The sequence below is a fragment of the Flavobacterium sp. GCM10023249 genome, assembly GCF_042653365.1.
Taxonomy (GTDB): Bacteria; Bacteroidota; Bacteroidia; order Flavobacteriales; family Flavobacteriaceae; genus Flavobacterium.
Genome location: NZ_JBHSHZ010000009.1, coordinates 146,492 through 163,735 on the forward strand (window position 1 = coordinate 146,492; position 17,244 = coordinate 163,735).

16 protein-coding genes are annotated in these 17,244 nt (G+C 34.6%); 2 read left to right on the forward strand and 14 right to left on the reverse strand.

Going from position 1 to position 17,244, the window contains the following annotated elements; translation table 11 throughout:
• Positions 1-48 precede the first annotated feature (48 nt).
• The 12 genes from coaE to ACFO7M_RS07440 all read right to left on the reverse strand — a co-directional run bounded on the left by coaE (position 49) and on the right by ACFO7M_RS07440 (position 14,098).
• Entirely contained in the window at positions 49-636 is a 588-nt protein-coding gene (gene coaE / locus ACFO7M_RS07385; RefSeq protein ID WP_379713668.1) for a dephospho-CoA kinase, read from the reverse strand.
• Positions 636-1,637, reverse strand: a complete 1,002-nt coding sequence (locus ACFO7M_RS07390; RefSeq protein WP_379713670.1) for a glycosyltransferase — start codon at positions 1,635-1,637, stop codon at positions 636-638. The genes coaE and ACFO7M_RS07390 overlap by 1 nt, the downstream gene beginning before the upstream one ends.
• An 84-nt stretch (positions 1,638-1,721) precedes the next feature.
• A complete protein-coding gene (locus tag ACFO7M_RS07395; protein ID WP_379734861.1) occupies positions 1,722-5,084 on the reverse strand; it encodes a T9SS type A sorting domain-containing protein in 3,363 nt (1,120 codons plus the stop codon).
• A 124-nt stretch (positions 5,085-5,208) separates the two neighbouring features.
• Positions 5,209-6,315, reverse strand: coding sequence for a T9SS type A sorting domain-containing protein (locus ACFO7M_RS07400; RefSeq protein WP_379734862.1), 1,107 nt, complete (start codon positions 6,313-6,315; stop codon positions 5,209-5,211).
• A 74-nt stretch (positions 6,316-6,389) separates the two neighbouring features.
• Positions 6,390-7,580 (reverse strand): enoyl-ACP reductase FabV, encoded by a 1,191-nt coding sequence (fabV, locus tag ACFO7M_RS07405; protein ID WP_379734863.1) that lies wholly within the window; start codon positions 7,578-7,580, stop codon positions 6,390-6,392.
• Between the two features lie 135 nt (positions 7,581-7,715).
• On the reverse strand, positions 7,716-9,368 hold the full coding sequence (gene recN / locus ACFO7M_RS07410) for a DNA repair protein RecN (RefSeq protein WP_379734865.1): 1,653 nt from the start codon (positions 9,366-9,368) through the stop codon (positions 7,716-7,718).
• A gap of 9 nt (positions 9,369-9,377) precedes the next feature.
• Positions 9,378-10,265: a DUF4835 family protein gene (locus ACFO7M_RS07415; protein WP_379734866.1), complete on the reverse strand. Its 888-nt coding sequence runs from the start codon at positions 10,263-10,265 to the stop codon at positions 9,378-9,380.
• On the reverse strand, positions 10,258-11,466 hold the full coding sequence (coaBC, locus tag ACFO7M_RS07420; RefSeq protein WP_379734867.1) for a bifunctional phosphopantothenoylcysteine decarboxylase/phosphopantothenate--cysteine ligase CoaBC: 1,209 nt from the start codon (positions 11,464-11,466) through the stop codon (positions 10,258-10,260). The genes ACFO7M_RS07415 and coaBC overlap by 8 nt, the downstream gene beginning before the upstream one ends.
• A gap of 8 nt (positions 11,467-11,474) precedes the next feature.
• The gene (locus ACFO7M_RS07425; protein WP_250597961.1) at positions 11,475-11,789 is read right to left on the reverse strand and encodes a DNA-directed RNA polymerase subunit omega; all 315 of its coding nucleotides are present in this window, start codon (positions 11,787-11,789) and stop codon (positions 11,475-11,477) included.
• A gap of 8 nt (positions 11,790-11,797) precedes the next feature.
• Complete coding sequence (locus tag ACFO7M_RS07430) at positions 11,798-12,592, reverse strand: outer membrane protein assembly factor BamD (RefSeq protein WP_379713684.1); 795 nt, start codon at positions 12,590-12,592, stop codon at positions 11,798-11,800.
• A gap of 99 nt (positions 12,593-12,691) precedes the next feature.
• Positions 12,692-13,573: a 4-hydroxy-tetrahydrodipicolinate synthase gene (gene dapA / locus ACFO7M_RS07435; protein WP_379734868.1), complete on the reverse strand. Its 882-nt coding sequence runs from the start codon at positions 13,571-13,573 to the stop codon at positions 12,692-12,694.
• A 6-nt stretch (positions 13,574-13,579) separates the two neighbouring features.
• Positions 13,580-14,098 carry a DUF6913 domain-containing protein gene (locus ACFO7M_RS07440; protein WP_379734870.1) on the reverse strand — a complete coding sequence of 173 codons (519 nt, stop codon included), beginning with the start codon at positions 14,096-14,098 and terminating at the stop codon, positions 13,580-13,582.
• Positions 14,099-14,196: 98 nt separating this feature from the next.
• Here ACFO7M_RS07440 and ACFO7M_RS07445 point away from each other — a divergent pair, with 98 nt between their 5' ends.
• Together ACFO7M_RS07445 and ACFO7M_RS07450 are read left to right on the forward strand one after the other, a co-directional pair.
• A complete protein-coding gene (locus tag ACFO7M_RS07445; RefSeq protein WP_379734871.1) occupies positions 14,197-14,949 on the forward strand; it encodes a 5'-nucleotidase C-terminal domain-containing protein in 753 nt (250 codons plus the stop codon).
• Positions 14,950-14,953: 4 nt separating this feature from the next.
• Positions 14,954-15,871 (forward strand): bifunctional metallophosphatase/5'-nucleotidase, encoded by a 918-nt coding sequence (locus ACFO7M_RS07450; protein WP_379713692.1) that lies wholly within the window; start codon positions 14,954-14,956, stop codon positions 15,869-15,871.
• Here ACFO7M_RS07450 and ACFO7M_RS07455 read toward each other — a convergent pair.
• Together ACFO7M_RS07455 and ACFO7M_RS07460 are read right to left on the reverse strand one after the other, a co-directional pair.
• A complete protein-coding gene (locus tag ACFO7M_RS07455) occupies positions 15,868-16,560 on the reverse strand; it encodes a lysoplasmalogenase family protein (protein ID WP_379713694.1) in 693 nt (230 codons plus the stop codon). The two genes, ACFO7M_RS07450 and ACFO7M_RS07455, sit on opposite strands and share 4 nt — an antisense overlap.
• Complete coding sequence (locus ACFO7M_RS07460) at positions 16,541-17,239, reverse strand: hypothetical protein (RefSeq protein WP_379713696.1); 699 nt, start codon at positions 17,237-17,239, stop codon at positions 16,541-16,543. Before ACFO7M_RS07460 ends, ACFO7M_RS07455 begins: the two co-directional genes overlap by 20 nt.
• Positions 17,240-17,244 lie beyond the last annotated feature (5 nt).

The following is a 17,244-nucleotide window of genomic DNA, read 5'->3' on the forward strand; positions in this document are numbered from 1 at the left end:
AACATTTGAATCTTAAAAGGATTAACCAAATATTAACAATTAATAAATTTACTGAAGATTTTTCAAAATTTTAAGAATTTCGGAGAAATTTGACTTTGTTTCTGCAAAATTTTCATTTTTTATAACAAAATCACTTTTAGCCATTCGTTCCTCATCCGACCATTGATTGTGAATTCTTTCCAAAACATCCTTTTCTGACGCATTATCTCGCTGCATAACACGTTTGATACGCGTCGCCTCAGAAGCATAAACTGTAATTATTTTATCACAAAACTTATAACTACCACTTTCAAATAAAATAGCAGCTTCTTTAATTACGAACGGATGTTTTTCATGCACTTTCAACCAATCGTCAAAATGTTTTTTTACTAATGGATGAATGATAGCATTAAGCTTTTTTAATTTCTCAGGATGATTAAAAACTATTGCAGCCAATTTTTTTCGGTCAATAAGATGATCACGAACCACATCTGATCCAAATACCGAAGCAACTTCACTAACGGTTTCAGGATGCAGCATTATTTTTTTCGCTTCATCATCAGCAATGTAAACAGGAATTCCCTCGGCTTCAAAAAGTCTTGCGATAGTTGTTTTTCCACTACCAATGCCTCCGGTAAGTCCAATTACTTTTGTCATCAAAGTTTAAAAAAAAGTTCAGGGAATGCTTCTTGTGGTTTTTTCTTAAGTATAAAAATTTTAAAATACGATTCGATAAATCCCAAACCATATCCAAAGAATTGTCTCCATAAAGCAATAATCGAATTAAAACCGACTATCAGGTTTCTATTTTGATAGGTAGACACCAAAAATATCAAGACAGTATAAGCGAAATACAACTTCAAAATCCAATCACCGGAAGTAAAAATCAGTTCCAAAATGCCAATCCCGAAGAATATAACAAACAATGCAGGCAAGAAAAACGTGGGTTTTGCATATTCCGGATACCATAAATTCAAAATGGGACGTACTTTTCCGAACTTATTGACCTGAATATAAAACTTTTCCCAGTCGATTCTTCTTTTGTGGTAAACAAAGGCTTTGGAGATTAGTTTTGTTTCAAACCCTAATTTCCATAATCGGATAGACAAATCCGGATCTTCACCTGGATGGATATTAGAAAAACCTTTTGAAGCTTCAAAAGCTTTTTTGGAAATACCCATATTAAAACTACGGGGTTGAAATTTTTCCAATTTTTCAGATGCCCCACGAACACCCCCAGTTGTCAAAACAGAAGTCATGGTAAAATTAATTGCCTTCTGAATAGAAGTAAAGCTAGGCAGCATATTATCTGGACCGCCAAAGCAATCAACATACTTTTCATTAAGACTCGATTCAACTTCCGTTAAATAATTGGAAGGAATAATACAATCGGAATCGAGGATAATATAATAATCTCCTTTCGCATACTGCATCCCAAAATTACGGGAATCTCCTGGACCTGAATTGTATTTAAGATAATAAGTCAAATTCAATTTTCCGCGGTATTTATCAACGATACTTTCGCACGGAATACTTGAACCATCCTCAATAATAACTATCTCAAATGACTTTGTGTAAGTTTGTTTAGTCAAACTATCCAAAAGCTCGTCAATCTCATCAGGACGATTATAAACAGGTATGATAAAAGAAAAGTTCATCTCTACAATTTTGGCAAAGGTACATTTTAACAAAAAAAGCCACAATAAATTGTGGCTTTTTTTAACATTTATAATTCTGTAAATCTATTCTTTAATCACTTTTACCGTGTTTACCAAACCGTCAACCGTAACTTTAACCAAATACGTTCCTTTTGACAGTGAAGTCATATTGATTTCCGAAGATAACGCATTCACTTTTTGCGTTAATACTTCCTGACCCAATAAATTATACACAGCAACTGATGAAATTTCTTTTACATAAGATATTCTAAAAATATCTTTAACAGGATTAGGATATGCTTTAAATCCTTTCAAATCAAAAGAATCTGAGCTTAGAGAAGCATCATAAGCAGAAACTCTGAAATTACCAATTGCAGTATTACCATATTCCCAAACTCTGAAATACAAAGTTTCACCAGGGGTTCTACCTGTAAGAGAAATTAGAGGATGGTCTCCAGAAGCACTTAATGAATCATTACAACCTTCTAAAACTAAACTATTACAAGCTCCACTGTAAACAGCACCACCGGTATCATCAAGACCACCTACAGATTCATTCACTTCAAAAGTCAATGATCCAGAAGCTGGAACAACAGCACTATACCAAACATCACCACCTAAATAACTTGCACAACCTGGAGCAGGAATAGTTGGATCTGCATTTTGAGACGCAGTTGCTCCGGCATTAGTACCAGTCACTTCACCAGCAGCAAAATTACCACCAGGAATTAAAACTACAGCACCTGAACAATCATTATTTGCCGGCGGAGTTGGCAATGTTGTAAATGAATAGGTTACCCAGTTACTATATGATCCAGAACCACAATCCGTTCTTAAGTGGAAATAGTATTGTGTACTAACATTCAATCCTGATGCTGCATAAAACTCACCTGCTAAATCTGTACCAGAGCCAGCAGGGTTAGTAGCAACATTATCTAAAACATATTGATAGTTTCCTGATGTAGCATTCCAACTTAAATCAACAGAATTGTGTGTTAAGTTATTACCAACAATTCCAGAAGGAATTATACATGCCGGAGATAATAAATTAAGAGTAAAAGTACCTTGTTCTGCAGTACTGCTCCACACTTGTATATAGTAAGTTTGTCCAGGCGTTAATCCAGTTAACGCTTCTGTAGTTGCTGCAGTTAGATCTGAATTACAAGTCCCTGTTAATAATGTCAATGAATTACAATCGGCACCTGAATATATTGCAAAATTAGCCGATGTCATAGTTAACGGAGTAACTACACAATCAACAACTCCATTTGCAGGTCCAACAAAAGAAAACCAAACATCTTGAATTGTTCCAAAAGTATCACAAGAAGGTTGAGTTGGGCTAATATCACCACAAGTATTATCCGAATTCACATCAACACCGTTAGTACTAACTGACAATGCCGTAGCACAAGTTTGATTAGCAACAGCAGGAGTACAAGCTGAAACACAAGATGTCACCATTGTGAATGCTCCAGTATTACCTGCATTCCATCCTTCAATTGCAATATAATAAGTAGTAGTTCCATCAGAAGTAAAATTCAATTTGGATCTAGTACCACCAGCAGAACATGACGCTTCATCATCGTTCGCTCCTATTAACGTCAAAGCTCCAGAAGTTCCAGTATAAACCAACACCGAAGTATCGTAAGCAGAACCACACAAATCAAGCGTTACAGTTTGTGGAGTACCACTTCCTGTATAAGAAAACCAAACATTTGGCGCATCCATATCAGCACCAAAACCATCTGGAGCATCATCTTCGTCTAAAGAGGCAGTGGCAGTAGTTCCATTATATGTATTACCACAAGTAACAGCAATTGCATTAGCAAAATTATCATTAGCTGGTGGAGATAAAGTATTTACAGTTAAAAGGTTTGTTGCTACACTAACATTATAGTAAAAATCATAGGGGCCAGCACCACATCTTGTATATTCATACACTTTAGCATAGTATGTTGTACCAGCAGTCAAGCCAGTAACAGTTACCGCCGTACCAGTTCCATCATAAACAATTTGCTCACCTCCCGCATAAGCAGCAGCTGCAGTATTAGCCGGAGCATTTCCATTTACGGGATCAGTAAAAGAGTTCACAGAGTTAAAATAAACTACACGTCTAGTTCCATTTCCATTAACCCAATTTAAAGGTATAGTAGTCAAAGTTGCTGTACCTTGGGCTAAATTGGTAACTTGTGTTGCAGGTGCATTAGGTGGATTGACTACAACTGAAGCTGTTTGTGCTGATTGTCCTGAAGGCGTACAAGTTACATTCAATCTATAATATATTGTTGTTCCTGCAAATGCAGGAGGTGTATAAACTGAAGTAGTAGCTCCTGTCCCAGTAGCTACATCTGTCCAAGCATCACCCACACCATTATCATCTGATTCTTGCCATTGGAAAGTTAAACCTGAAACACCTGGTGTAAAACCAGTACATACAAGATTTGCAGGTATAGCACCGTTACAAACATTTTGAGCAACTGGCGCAACACTTCCTGATGAAGGTGTCCCTGTACAAAGCACAGGTGGAGTCCAAGTAAACGTTAATCCTGAAGCCGGTGAAACTGTACTATTTAGAGTAATTGTTGCATTATTAGCTAAACCAGCTGTAGTGGCAGCCCAAGATGTTGTACTTGTTCTATTGTTGTAATTTGCATTAGTTGATGCTCTTAACCCCACTTGAAGTGTTGTTGCAGTTGCACTTCCGATAGCAGTACCGTAAATTACATCAATAACATTAGTAGTTTCGTTCAAAACAATCTGATAATCAATAGTAGCCAAAGACACATTATAAGGTCTCATTCTGGTAAATTGAATAACCAAACTTTGATTTGGAGCAGTTCCATTCACTTTATAACTGATTCTTCCAGCAACATTAGTAAACGTCCTTGAAGTTCCTGTTGAAGTACAGTTGGCAGAAATTGTAATAGTTGTAGCCGTTGTAGAAACTACAGTTGACCCCGCTGGAATACCAGTACCAGCTACAACAGAACCAACAGCAAATTCAGAAGCATTACCCGAAGTAATTGTTAATACTGGAGAACCATTCGTATTACTTCCCGTTACTGCGTACCCCCCATTGGAGTCTGTTCCAAAAGCTGAAATTGCACCATCGTACACATTAGTAGTACTTATGGGCACATATGTATTAGTGGCAGGTGCAGAAGCACCAAAAGAAACAAAACCATTTGTATTTACATAAATGTTTGTTCCTGAAGCATAGTTTACCCCACTAAAATTGAAAGCAAAAGGCAATGCAATGGTATAATTCACATCATCTAAGGCTGTAGCAGCTGTTCCTGAAGCAGTCGTTTGACTTGCCAAAACAGTATCACCTGTTAAACTGGTATACGTTCCGCTAGATTGCGAAAACGAATAATTGTTCACTTGCCCACTACTCTCCGTAATCCCGGCAAGCAAAAGGGCAAGTAAAAAAGTAATTTTTTTCATATTAGTCTGTTTATTTTTAATTAGCACAGCAATTTATGAAAAAAACTAAATACTTGTTAATTTTTTAAAAAAATTAAAACAAAATCAACAATATCAAGTTAACAAAAAAAACAACCTTTACGAACTACTTTTTAGTAATCTTGACTGTTTTCAGTTGATTTCCCGAAGACAACCGAATCATGTAAACTCCTTTTGAAAAACCGTACATATCCAATGAAAAATTCGAGCTACGCATCAATTTTTCAAACATCATTTTCCCTGAGATATCAAAAATAGCAACCTTTTCTATTTCAGTTGTATTAATGATATTGACACTATTATCTACAACTGCAGGAAACACTTTTAACCCTACAAAATTTGTGTTAGTAACACCCATTAAAGTCGGAACCCATTTAAAAATAGCACCCGATACCGGAGGAGCAATCGTGTTCACCATTGCACAACCTGTTGAAGGTGAAAAACCAGAATCCGTTGCCGCCCAAGAATTGGTAGAACTTACAGAAGAAGATACCCATCTATTGTTGTAATCCGTTTGTACATAACCACCCAGCCCTACCTGTGCACTATAACCATTAGGACCGAAAGACATGCTACCATAAACCACTTCAACCTCGTTAGTGGTTTCATACAAACGAATTTGAAAATTATAATTATGACCTGCTCCGCCTACTCTTTTAAAATTCTTCCATTGTGCAACAAATACTCTATTTGGAGCCAGACCAAGTGTTTCAATACTTAATTCCGAATCTACAGCTCCTCCCAAATCCGAACCTAAGGCAGAAACTCTATTTCTAAGCTCATCATTTGGACTCATGTCATGTGTACCATTCCCATCAGCATCAGCAAATTGAGACAACGGTGATGTAGCAATTTGAGAAAATACAGCATTATTACCTAAGCTACTTTTACCGAAAGACAGCCATCCATTTGTATTTACTGCCACTTTATCAAAAGTATTTCCATTAAAAACAAATTCAAATCCAATTGAAAATCCAGGACCTGGTATAAGATTTTCAGTTTCCCCATTAAGGTTGTTCGGATCAATAAAACAATGATTTGCACTAGAAGCATTCCCAAGAACAATTCCTCCATTAATTTCATTATAAACTCCCACTGATTGTTCAAAAGTATAACCTGAAGAGACATTAGGATTTGCCATAGGCTGCGCACCCTGTTGAGCATTACTTTGTGTAGTTAAGAATAAGATAAATAGTAGCGTATTAAATTTCATTATATTTTTAGTTTAGTGTATTCAAATAACAGAAAAGCCCTGAAATTTCAGGGCCTCTACTTTAAAAACGGGTATTATTGTATACTTTCTATTTTGACCATTTCATTGGTATCTGCAAGATAATCTACCCCATCAAAACCAAATCCAAAAAGATTCAAGAAATCTTGTTTATAACCAGCCAAATCTCCAATTCCCTTCAAACTTTCAGTATCAGCTTGCGTCCATAATGTTTTCACAGCCTCCTGAACGTCATCACGCATTTCCCAATCATCAATTCTGATACGCCCTTTATCATCCAAAGGAACTTCATTTCCATTGTACAATCTATCTGCAAAAAGACGTTGAATTTGTTCAATACATCCTTCGTGAATACCTTTTGCTTTCATTGTTTTGTACAACAAAGAAATATACAATGGAATTACCGGAATTGCTGAACTTGCTTGGGTAACCAATGCTTTATTTACCGAAACATAGGCTTTACCTCCTAAATCTTTCAAAGATTCTGTAATTTCAAAAGCAGTAGCTTCCAAATGGTCTTTCGCACGACCAATAGTTCCTTTTCTATAAACCGCCTCAGTTACTTCAGGGCCAATATACGAATACGCCACTGTTGTAGCACCTTCGGCCAAAACCCCAGCTTTTTTCATAGCATCAATCCACATTGTCCAATCTTCTCCCCCCATAACCACGACAGTGTTATCAATATCTTCCTGAACAGCAGGCTCAATAGAAACTTGAGAAACTATTCCGGTATGAAAATCAACTGTTTTATCGCTAAAAGTCTGTCCGATTGGCTTAAGTGAAGAACGATGTAAAACTCCAGTAACAGGGTGCAAACGTACTGGCGAAGCCAAACTGTAAATAACCAAATCTACTTGACCTAGGTCCGATTTAATCATATCGATAGTTTGTTGTTTTATTTCATTAGAAAACGCGTCACCATTGATACTTTTGGCGTATAAACCAGCTTTTTTTGCTTCTTGTTCAAAAGCAGCTGAATTATACCATCCCGGAGTAGCTGTTTTTCCAGGAGCAGGTTCTTTTTCAAAGAAAACTCCAATAGTTGAAGCTTCAGAACCAAAAGCGGCAGTAATTCTAGAAGCCAAACCAAATCCGGTTGAAGCTCCCACTACTAAAACTCTTTTAGGTCCGTTTATATTTCCTTTCGATTTTACGTATTCAATCTGATTTTTAATGCTCTGAGCACATCCTTCTGGATGAGCTGTTAAACATATAAATCCACGCATTCTTGGCTCTATAATCATAATTTTGATTGTTAGATTTCTAAATTGTGAAACAATATAGAATTGTTAGTTATTTTATTTATCTGTTCAATTATTTTTGGTCACACAAAGCTAGTAAATATCTGAGAAGTCTGAAAATCAAAACTTCTAAAAAATCTAGTTTAGTAATGCTTTAGCGTGTGTCAGTGCCGATTCTGAAATATTCTTACCAGAAAGCATTTCCGCAATTTCAATTACCCTTTCCTCATTAGAAAGCAACTGTAATTCTGAAATTGTATTTTCGCCTTGAATTGTCTTAAACACTTTATAATGTTGATGTCCTTTTGCGGCGATTTGCGGCAAATGTGTAATAGCAAACACTTGCATTTGATTACTCATTGCTTTCATAATATCACCCATCTTATGCGCAATTTCTCCTGAAACTCCAGTATCTATTTCATCGAAAATAATGGTTGGTAATTTCGAATAATTGGCCAAAATAGACTTCACCGCCAACATAATTCTCGACATTTCCCCACCTGAAGCCACTTTCTTCAACAAACCAAAATCAGTTCCTTTATTTGCCGAGAACAATAATTGAATTTCATCTTTACCAGAAATCTGGTAGTTTTCGGAAGGTCGAATTTCGAAGTTAAAACGTGCATTCGGCATTCCTAATTGTTCTAGTATAGTCGTAATCTGATCTGTTAGCACCGGAACTGCATTCTTGCGGTTTTCTGAAATTTTCAATGCCAAATCATCCAAAACAGAAATCAGTTCATTCAATTGCAAATTCAATTTTTCAATATGACTATCCAAATCATCGGCAAGAACCACCTTGTTATCCAAATCATTTTGAATTGTAAGTAAATCCTCCACTGATGTCACATTATGTTTCTTCTGTAAACTATATATAACTTGTAATTTTTGGCTTACCAATTCCAAACGTTCAGGATCATTAACTAATTTTTCGGATTGAGTATTCAATTCAGCCATTATATCATCAAACTCGATTAAAACACTCGAAACTCTTTCAAACAGATCATTAAAATCAGTCGAAATGGCAGCAATTTTATGTAATGAAGTTTTCACTTCTTTCAATGAGATTATAATTCCAATTTGTTCCTCATTGGCTAAAGCCAGTGATTTATCCAAACTTTCCTTGATAAACTCAACATTACTAAGTTTTTCCAATTCCATTTCCAAATCAGCCTGTTCCCCAACCTTCAAGTTCGCAGCTAACAATTCTTCCAATAGAAAAGCAGTATAATCTGATTCTTTAGACAAACTATCTTTTTCTTCAATACGCTTTTTTAGCTCACTTTTAACCGATTTGTATTTAGCCAGATGTTGTTTGTATTCCGAAAGAATAGTATGATGGTTAGCTACAGCATCCAGAATTTCAATTTGATATGTCTCATTAGACAACTCCTGTGTTTGATGCTGAGAATGAATATCAATCAGAAATTCTCCCAAATCCTGCAATTCATTCAAATTAACCGGACTATCATTAATAAATGCACGTGATTTACCTGAAGGTAAGATCTCACGTCGAATAATGGTCATTGGCTCATAATCCAAGTCATTTTCGGTAAAAAAATCTTTAAGATTGTATTTGTCTATTTGAAAATGTGCTTCGATTACACATTTTTGCTCTTTATCTTTAAGTGAAGTTAGGTCGGCACGTTTTCCCAAAACCAACCCTAAGGCACCAAGCAAGATTGATTTTCCCGCTCCGGTTTCCCCAGTAATAATAGAAAACTGGTTGGAGAAATTCATTTCCAACTGCTCTATCAGTGCAAAATTTTTAATGGATAAGGAAGTAAGCATTCAAGAAATTTAATAAGTAATCTGGCTCCACTTACTCGTATTTGTTGGAGATAGTTTATTTAATGTTGCCAAAACATCTGTAATATCGACTTTGGGACCTTCTGTGAATACACTGAGAATTTCATCAGCTTTAGCATCAAAAAAAACACGAGTTAAATAGGCATTGGGGCGAACATTAGCCACTTCTGTTAATGTCTTCAATGCTTTTTTAATCCCTTCTTTGCCTTCTTTTTGATTTTCACTCATTTTATCCAAAGCTCCAAAATGGTATTCGTACATCGTTTTTCTAAATGCGGAATAGGTTGGAGACAACATATCATTAACCAAATAAAATCTGTTTTGATTGCCTGTTGACAACCAAGCTTTATCTTGAGTTTGTTGTGCCTGAACAACAATATTCGCAGCCGTTTCGAGTGATTTTGTACCACCTTCTAAAGAAAAAGTATCCGCATCTATACCAACAATCATATTTGCATAAAATGCAACGATCGATATTAAGTTGTTTTCAAAATTATTAGGATCATAGTTTATGTTTTGAAATTCATTGTATACAAAACCCACTTCTTTATCATTTACATTTAAGATAGAAGTTGAATACGTTGAATTATAAACCGGTCGTGAAGCCTGAACTTGTAATGATCCAGAAAACTGGTTTACATTATCAAATGAAGTAATATTAAAAAAGAAAGAACAATCGATTTTTTCAACTCCTCTATAGGTCTTATCTGACCATTTGGTATTATTTAGAAATTCAGTTAATGATTTTTGTAATGTTTTAAAAATCTGTTGATTTGTTGCCGCCACCTGATCTGTATTGAATGTCACAGAACAATTCAATTCTTGTGCAAAAGCAGAACTAACAAGCGACAGGAATACAACAACAATATATTTACGCATAATAAGCTATAATTTTATTTACAATATCGATAGCAACTTCTTCTTTGGTCTTCAATTCTTGAGGCTCTATTGTATACTCTTTATCAATAAAAGTAACTTTATTAGTTGGCTTACCAAAACCAGCACCAGTATCATTCAAAGAATTTAACACAATCAAATCTAAGTTTTTTTTCTGGATTTTTTGCTTAGCATGTTCAATTTCATTTTCAGTTTCCAATGCAAAACCGATTAAAAACTGATTTTTCTTGATTTGACCTAACGAAGAAAGAATGTCCTTAGTTTTTTCTAATTCTATTGTAAACGAAGCATCGTTCTTTTTTATTTTCTGATCCGCTACATTTTTAGGTCGATAATCCGCTACAGCAGCAGCAGCAATAGCTACATCGACAGCATCAAAATAATCATGACAGGCCGAATACATTTCTTCAGCTGAAACCACTCTAATCAACTTAATTAATGAATGTTTCACCTGAAGATGTGTTGGCCCTGAAACCAAGATGACTTCTGCGCCCAAATTTGCAGCAGCAATTGCAATATCGAATCCCATTTTACCGGAAGAATGATTTCCAATAAACCGAACAGGATCGATCGCTTCATAAGTAGGTCCGGCGGTAACTAATATTTTCCTTCCTTTTAAAGGCAATTTACTTTCTAAATCTTTCTCCAGAAATGCAATGATGTTTTCAGGCTCAGCCATTCGACCTTCCCCCGATAATCCGCTTGCAAGTTCTCCTGACTCAGCTGGAATGATTGTATTACCGAACTTTTTAAGTTTTTCAAAGCTATCCAAAGTTGAAGGATGCTTGTACATGTCCAAATCCATTGCTGGCGCAAAATACACAGGACATTTTGCAGAAAGATAAGTCGCAATTAGCAAATTATCACAATTCCCATTTACCATTTTAGACATGGTATTGGCTGTTGCAGGTGCAATAACCATAAAATCAGCCCAAAGTGCCAAATCCACGTGGTTATTCCAAACTCCGTTTCCTTCTTCTTCATTAAAAAAAGAATGATAAACAGGGTTTTTAGATAAAGTTGCCAAAGTCAGCGGGGTAACAAAATCTAAAGAAGCAGGTGTCATGATCACTTGGACCTGAGCACCTGCTTTTATAAAAAGTCGAACCAATGACGCTGATTTGTAAGCGGCAATCCCACCAGAAACTCCTAGTATTATTTTTTTACCACTTAAAACAGACATTAGTTGTTTTATTTTGATGACTTATGATAGATTTTACCTTCCAACCACTCTTGAACTGCTAACGCATGAGGTTTAGGTAATTTCTCATAAAATTTAGAAACTTCGATTTGTTCTTTATTTTCAAAAATTTCTTCCAAGCTATCATTATAGGTAGCAAATTCTTCTAACTTTTCAATTAACTCTTTTTTAATTTCAGCGTTAATTTGGTTAGCTCTTCTTGCCATAATAGTAATTGCTTCATACACATTTCCGGTCGGCTCTTCTATTACAGTTTTATTGTAAGTCACCGTATTCACCGGAGCTGTTGTTTTCTTTAAATCCATACCCTTACTTATTTTGAAAATTGTTGTAATTCATTATTTATTCTAACCAACATGTCGTCAGCTACACTTTTAAACTCTGTATTTGAATTGAATTTTAGCAATGCATCATATGCATTTTTTGCTGCATTCAAACGTTCCTCCATTTTTGAAGGTACACTATTAATTGCCAATTGATAACTAGAATCCAATTTGTAATACAAAGCTTTTTCCTTAAATGGAGTTCCCGGATACTCTGAAATAAAATTATCCAAAGCCTTTATTGCCGATTTATAATCTGAAATTGTATTGTATTGTTTTGCAATTTCAAATGCTTTCTTCTCTAATTTTTCTCTTAAGTTCTTTACCGTAGTATTTGCTTCACCACTAAAACGTGAATTTGGATACTTATCGATAAATGCCTGCATTTTTGTAATAGCTTTTTCTGTATCCGTTTGATCTAACGAGTATACAGGAGACAATTCAGAATAAGACTTCGCACCTAAAAAAGCAGCCTCTTCCGCTCTAGCGTTAGTTGGATACAACGAAGCATAGCTTTCAAACTGATAACCTGCTAAATAATACTGTTTTGTTTTATAATACGATTGTGAAAACATATAAAACAGATTTTCAGCTTCTTTCTTTCCTCTGTAAGCAGAAGCAATTTGTTCAAAAAGACGAATCGCTTTGTTGTACTTTTCTGCTTCGTATAGTTTAGTTGCTGCTTCATATTTAACAGCAACATCTTCAGATTTTAAAGCTTTTTGGTATTCCCCACAAGATGAAATGACCCCTGCAAGCAACAACACATATATAAGTTTATTCATATTTTGATTTAAAACAGTCAATTTTAGGGCATTCCCTTCGCCTTAAAACGAACTGCAAAGTTAGTCATTAATTTATTTTTACAAAACTTATTTTTCTGCTTATTTGGACAGCTGTTTTGTAAAAACATCCAATCGATCAGCTAGGTTCTGATTCACATTTACCAAAGGTAAACGAACCGTATTTTCAGACAATCCCAATGATTTAAAAATCTCTTTAATTCCTCCAGGATTTCCTTGTTCAAAAATCATATCGATACTATCCATTAATTTATAATGCAACGCGTAGGCCTCATCAACCTTACGTTGTAATCCCAATCGAACCATTTCGGAAAACTCCTTTGGATACCCTTCTCCGATTACTGAAATCACACCTGCACCACCTGCAAGAACCATCGGTAAAGTAATCATATCATCACCAGAAATTACCAAAAACCCTTCCGGTTTGTGCTGAATTAATTTCATTGCCTGTACAATATCACCCGCTGCTTCTTTAATTCCGACAATATTTTTAAAGTCATTTGCCAAACGCATTACAGTTTCCGGCAACATATTACTAGCCGTTCTTCCTGGCACATTATAAACAATTACAGGAATTGGAGAAGCTTCCGCCACCATTTTAAAATGTTGATAAATTCCTTCCTGAGTTGGCTTATTATAATAAGGAGAAACCGAAAGTATTGCTGTAAATTTTGAAAAGTCTCTTGTTTTTAATTCTTCAACAACCTTTAATGTATTATTCCCCCCCACACCTAACACCAATGGTAATCTACCATTGTTAGCCTCAACGATTGTGTTGATAACCAATTCTTTTTCATCTTGCGATAAAGTTGCTGATTCGGCAGTAGTTCCCAAAACCACCAAATACTCCACTCCACCATCAATTACGTAGTTTACAATTTTTGTAAGTGCTTCGGTATCGACTGAAAAATCTTTTCTGAATGGTGTTACCAAAGCAACGCCAGTTCCCATTAATGACTGCATAATAATCTATATTTTGTTTAAAATTTTTAAATATCGGAATAATTCATGAACAAAAACTTTATAATTCTCCGCATTGGTATTAATCATCAAATGATGCAATCTTTTGTCCACAGCTGAAAATCCAGCTTTAAATAAAGCTTTAGAATGATGCGTAACCAACAACAAGGGCGTTTTTTCCATATCGTAGTAACTGATCAGCATATCAAAAGGTGTATTGATAAAATCGTTTACAAAAGCTACTGAAAAATCTCCTTTCCAGCCCATATGCTTAGCACTGAATGCGGGCTGATCAGTAACTTCATTTTTTTTTACCTTATCCTTAAAAACCAAGACGGTAATATTACCAGAAGGAATACCTTGTTCTACTAATTCTCTTACTAATTGCTCCTTTTCGGCAAAATAACTTTCATCAACTAATATGCCTACAGTGCTGACTGGCGAAGCCAAAGAGCTGGGTTTTACATTGTGCAGACTACTTTTGAGTATTTTTTTAACAGATAATTCTTTTATATACTTTGTAAACATATTATATTTGCGTCTTGCAATCTTCGGAGCAAAGTTAAGTTTTTGTATTTAATTGGCACGATAAATGCATTGGTAAAAATAAAAAGAGAATATTACAAATGAAACATTTTGGTTTAATTTTAACGTTATTCGCTGTAAGTTTAAATACAACAGCACAGGACGTTGTTACAATTATTGAAGGTAAGCAGATTAATATCAATGATAAATCTGCGGCTAAAGAAGATTTTGAAGCCTTGATCAATCCTTTTAGAGAAAAAATCAACAAAGATTTAAATCAGACTCTTGCCGTTTGTCCAGAGACATTGGATAAAACCAAAGGACAATTCCAAAGTAATATTGGAGATTTCTTGGCTCAATTGGTGTTGGATAAAGCAAATTTTGTTTTTACACAAAGAGGTAACAAAAACATCGACATCAGCATTCTTAACCACGGAGGAATCAGAGCTATGATTCCACAAGGTGCAGTTACTGCTCGAAACGCATTCGAAGTATTGCCTTTTGAAAATTTTGCAGTAGTAGTAGAATTAAAAGGAGAACAAATTGTAGAATTTGTTAATTACTTCATTAACGAAAGAAAACCGCATCCTATTGCCGGTCTTACTTTTACCATCACTGCAGATAAAAAACCAAAAGACATCAAAATCAAAGGAGAACCTGTTGATTTGGCTAAAACATACTATGTTGTTACTAACGATTACTTAGCCAATGGTGGGGATAAAATGGAGTTTTTCAAAAAAGCCACTAACTTAACGTCTTTAGATTATAAATTACGAAATATGTTAATTGACTACATGAAAGATGTTGACACATTACAAATACCGAATGAAGTTAAAGTAACACAAGAGAATTAAAGCAATGAAAAGAAGAGAATTTATTAAAAGTACGGCTGCAGGAACTACTTTACTGGGGCTTGGAGGTTTATCATTGAGCAGCTTTAACTCTGCTGTAGAAATAAAAAAGATTACCATCTTACATACTAACGACACTCATAGTCAGATTGATCCGTTTCCTGCGAATCATCCAAAAAACCCAAATATGGGTGGTGTTGCAAGAAGAGCTGCCGTTGTGGAGCAAATCAGAAAAAGTGAAGAAAATGTATTATTATTAGATGCTGGAGATATTTTTCAAGGAACACCATACTTTAACTATTATGGTGGTGAATTGGAATTCAAACTGATGAGCATGATGAAATACGATTTGGCGACAATTGGTAATCATGATTTTGACAACGGTATCGACGGTTTATATGCACAATTACCACATGCTAAATTCGAATTTGTAAATTCTAATTACGATTTTAAAAACACAATTATGAATACTCACGTAAAACCGTACAAAGTATTCAAAAAAGCAGGTCTTAAAATTGGTGTTTTTGGATTAGGAATCGAATTAAAAGGTTTAGTAGACAAAAATCTATACAAAGAAACTATTTACAACAACCCTATTGAGGTAGCTACAGATACTGTAAAAACATTAAAAGAAGTTGAAAAATGTGATTTAATTATCTGTTTATCACATCTTGGTTTTGAATATAAAAATGATCCAGAAAAACCTTCTGATATCATGTTGGCTCGTAAAACCAAAGATATTGATTTGATCATCGGAGGTCACACGCATACTTTCTTAGACAAACCAGTTGTTGAAAAGAATTTGGATGGAAAAGAAGTAATCGTTAATCAGGTTGGTGCTTACGGTGTTAACCTTGGTAGAATTGACTTCTTCTTTGATAACAAAATGAATTTATCAGCTGCTGGAAAGAAAATATTAATCTAACGCTCCTTATTACTTTCAGCCAATATCATGAATTTATAAAGTGCATACTGCGCAAATACATATAGAATCATAGATATTGGCTGAAATATTACCATTGATACATAAAATAGTTTCAACACTATAATAAATTGAATGACTGCAAACAAAATACTATTAATTAGTAGCCAATAATTCATTTTATTTTCTTCAATAATATAATTTGACAGAGCAAAACCTCCTAGAAAGCTCATAAATAAAACCTGGATGATGTATAATCCGAAACCCTCTCCTAATTCATCCATAGTCATAAAAGTCAAATAAGCAAACACTGTTAAAAAAGGAATACTTCCCAGAAATACAGGCAAAAAACGCTTAATTTTTACATTTTTAAGTACTAAATAAATTACCAACGTCCTGTGCAATAAAAAAAAAGTAGAAGCCAGAACTATAGAGGTAAAATCCCTAGAAATAAATAACAAATTGGCCAACAACGCAAAAAACATAGACACTAAAAAATAAGGATTTCGCCTAGTTGATGTTTTCCAATATATAAGTGTTAGTATTGGAATTATAAGAGGTTTGAGAATATAAACAAATGCTATTTTATTAAAAAACTCTGCAAAAATTTCAGCAAAAGAAACAAAGAAAAAAAGCACTAAAAGCAATTTCTCTTCCGATTTATTTGAATTTTTAATTTCTCTTGCTATCATTTAAATTCCTTTTTGTTGAATAAGTCACCTTATAACTTATCATATAAAAATAAGACACGAATTGAGCTGCTAAGTTTAGCAACAAAAACACATACATGTTTACATAAAAATTATAAACTATATAAAAAACATCCGTTGTTATAAAGCAAATACACATAATCAAAGCATAAAATGTTTTAAGATTATGCGCTGCGACATGATTGATTATCGCCAAAGACGCCAGTGTTGAAATAACGAGTCCATAGATTAGATACATCACCAGTGTAGTAGTAGAGATATCACTCATCAGCGTCAGCATAATATACACAACAGCCAAAAAAGAAACCAAATTACCGAAGAAATACACAATTTTTTGAGTCTCTAAATTTTTAAAAGAAAAATCATGAATTACATAGTAAAGCATCACTACATAGGTAAACATATTCAGTAAAGTAATAACAACCTGATGATTTTCAACATCAAGCAATACAATCATATCAGATGCATAACTACTCAGAAGTCCAAGAAAAAAAAATACCTCAATCTTAAATTCATTTCGTTGGAGATAATAATAGAATATCGCTGGAACAATAATCGGTTTAATCAAAAAAGTGAGCCACTCCCATTCTATAGCTGTACTGATTACCGCAATTACAGAAGTGATTACATATAAAACCAATGAAGGATATTTTGATTGCATTGAAT

What these genes read in the sequence shown, in the direction of transcription:
- ACFO7M_RS07450 (WP_379713692.1), top strand. Translation starts at nt 14,954, where the DNA reads ATGAAAAGAAGAGAATTTATTAAAAGTACGGCTGCAGGAACTACTTTA.
- ACFO7M_RS07430 (WP_379713684.1), bottom strand. Translation starts at nt 12,592, where the DNA reads ATGAATAAACTTATATATGTGTTGTTGCTTGCAGGGGTCATTTCATCT.
- fabV (WP_379734863.1), bottom strand. Translation starts at nt 7,580, where the DNA reads ATGATTATAGAGCCAAGAATGCGTGGATTTATATGTTTAACAGCTCAT.
- coaE (WP_379713668.1), bottom strand. Translation starts at nt 636, where the DNA reads ATGACAAAAGTAATTGGACTTACCGGAGGCATTGGTAGTGGAAAAACA.
- ACFO7M_RS07455 (WP_379713694.1), bottom strand. Translation starts at nt 16,560, where the DNA reads ATGATAGCAAGAGAAATTAAAAATTCAAATAAATCGGAAGAGAAATTG.
- ACFO7M_RS07440 (WP_379734870.1), bottom strand. Translation starts at nt 14,098, where the DNA reads ATGTTTACAAAGTATATAAAAGAATTATCTGTTAAAAAAATACTCAAA.
- ACFO7M_RS07460 (WP_379713696.1), bottom strand. Translation starts at nt 17,239, where the DNA reads ATGCAATCAAAATATCCTTCATTGGTTTTATATGTAATCACTTCTGTA.
- ACFO7M_RS07395 (WP_379734861.1), bottom strand. Translation starts at nt 5,084, where the DNA reads ATGAAAAAAATTACTTTTTTACTTGCCCTTTTGCTTGCCGGGATTACG.
- coaBC (WP_379734867.1), bottom strand. Translation starts at nt 11,466, where the DNA reads ATGTCTGTTTTAAGTGGTAAAAAAATAATACTAGGAGTTTCTGGTGGG.
- ACFO7M_RS07445 (WP_379734871.1), top strand. Translation starts at nt 14,197, where the DNA reads ATGAAACATTTTGGTTTAATTTTAACGTTATTCGCTGTAAGTTTAAAT.
- dapA (WP_379734868.1), bottom strand. Translation starts at nt 13,573, where the DNA reads ATGCAGTCATTAATGGGAACTGGCGTTGCTTTGGTAACACCATTCAGA.
- ACFO7M_RS07425 (WP_250597961.1), bottom strand. Translation starts at nt 11,789, where the DNA reads ATGGATTTAAAGAAAACAACAGCTCCGGTGAATACGGTGACTTACAAT.
- ACFO7M_RS07400 (WP_379734862.1), bottom strand. Translation starts at nt 6,315, where the DNA reads ATGAAATTTAATACGCTACTATTTATCTTATTCTTAACTACACAAAGT.
- ACFO7M_RS07415 (WP_379734866.1), bottom strand. Translation starts at nt 10,265, where the DNA reads ATGCGTAAATATATTGTTGTTGTATTCCTGTCGCTTGTTAGTTCTGCT.
- recN (WP_379734865.1), bottom strand. Translation starts at nt 9,368, where the DNA reads ATGCTTACTTCCTTATCCATTAAAAATTTTGCACTGATAGAGCAGTTG.
- ACFO7M_RS07390 (WP_379713670.1), bottom strand. Translation starts at nt 1,637, where the DNA reads ATGAACTTTTCTTTTATCATACCTGTTTATAATCGTCCTGATGAGATT.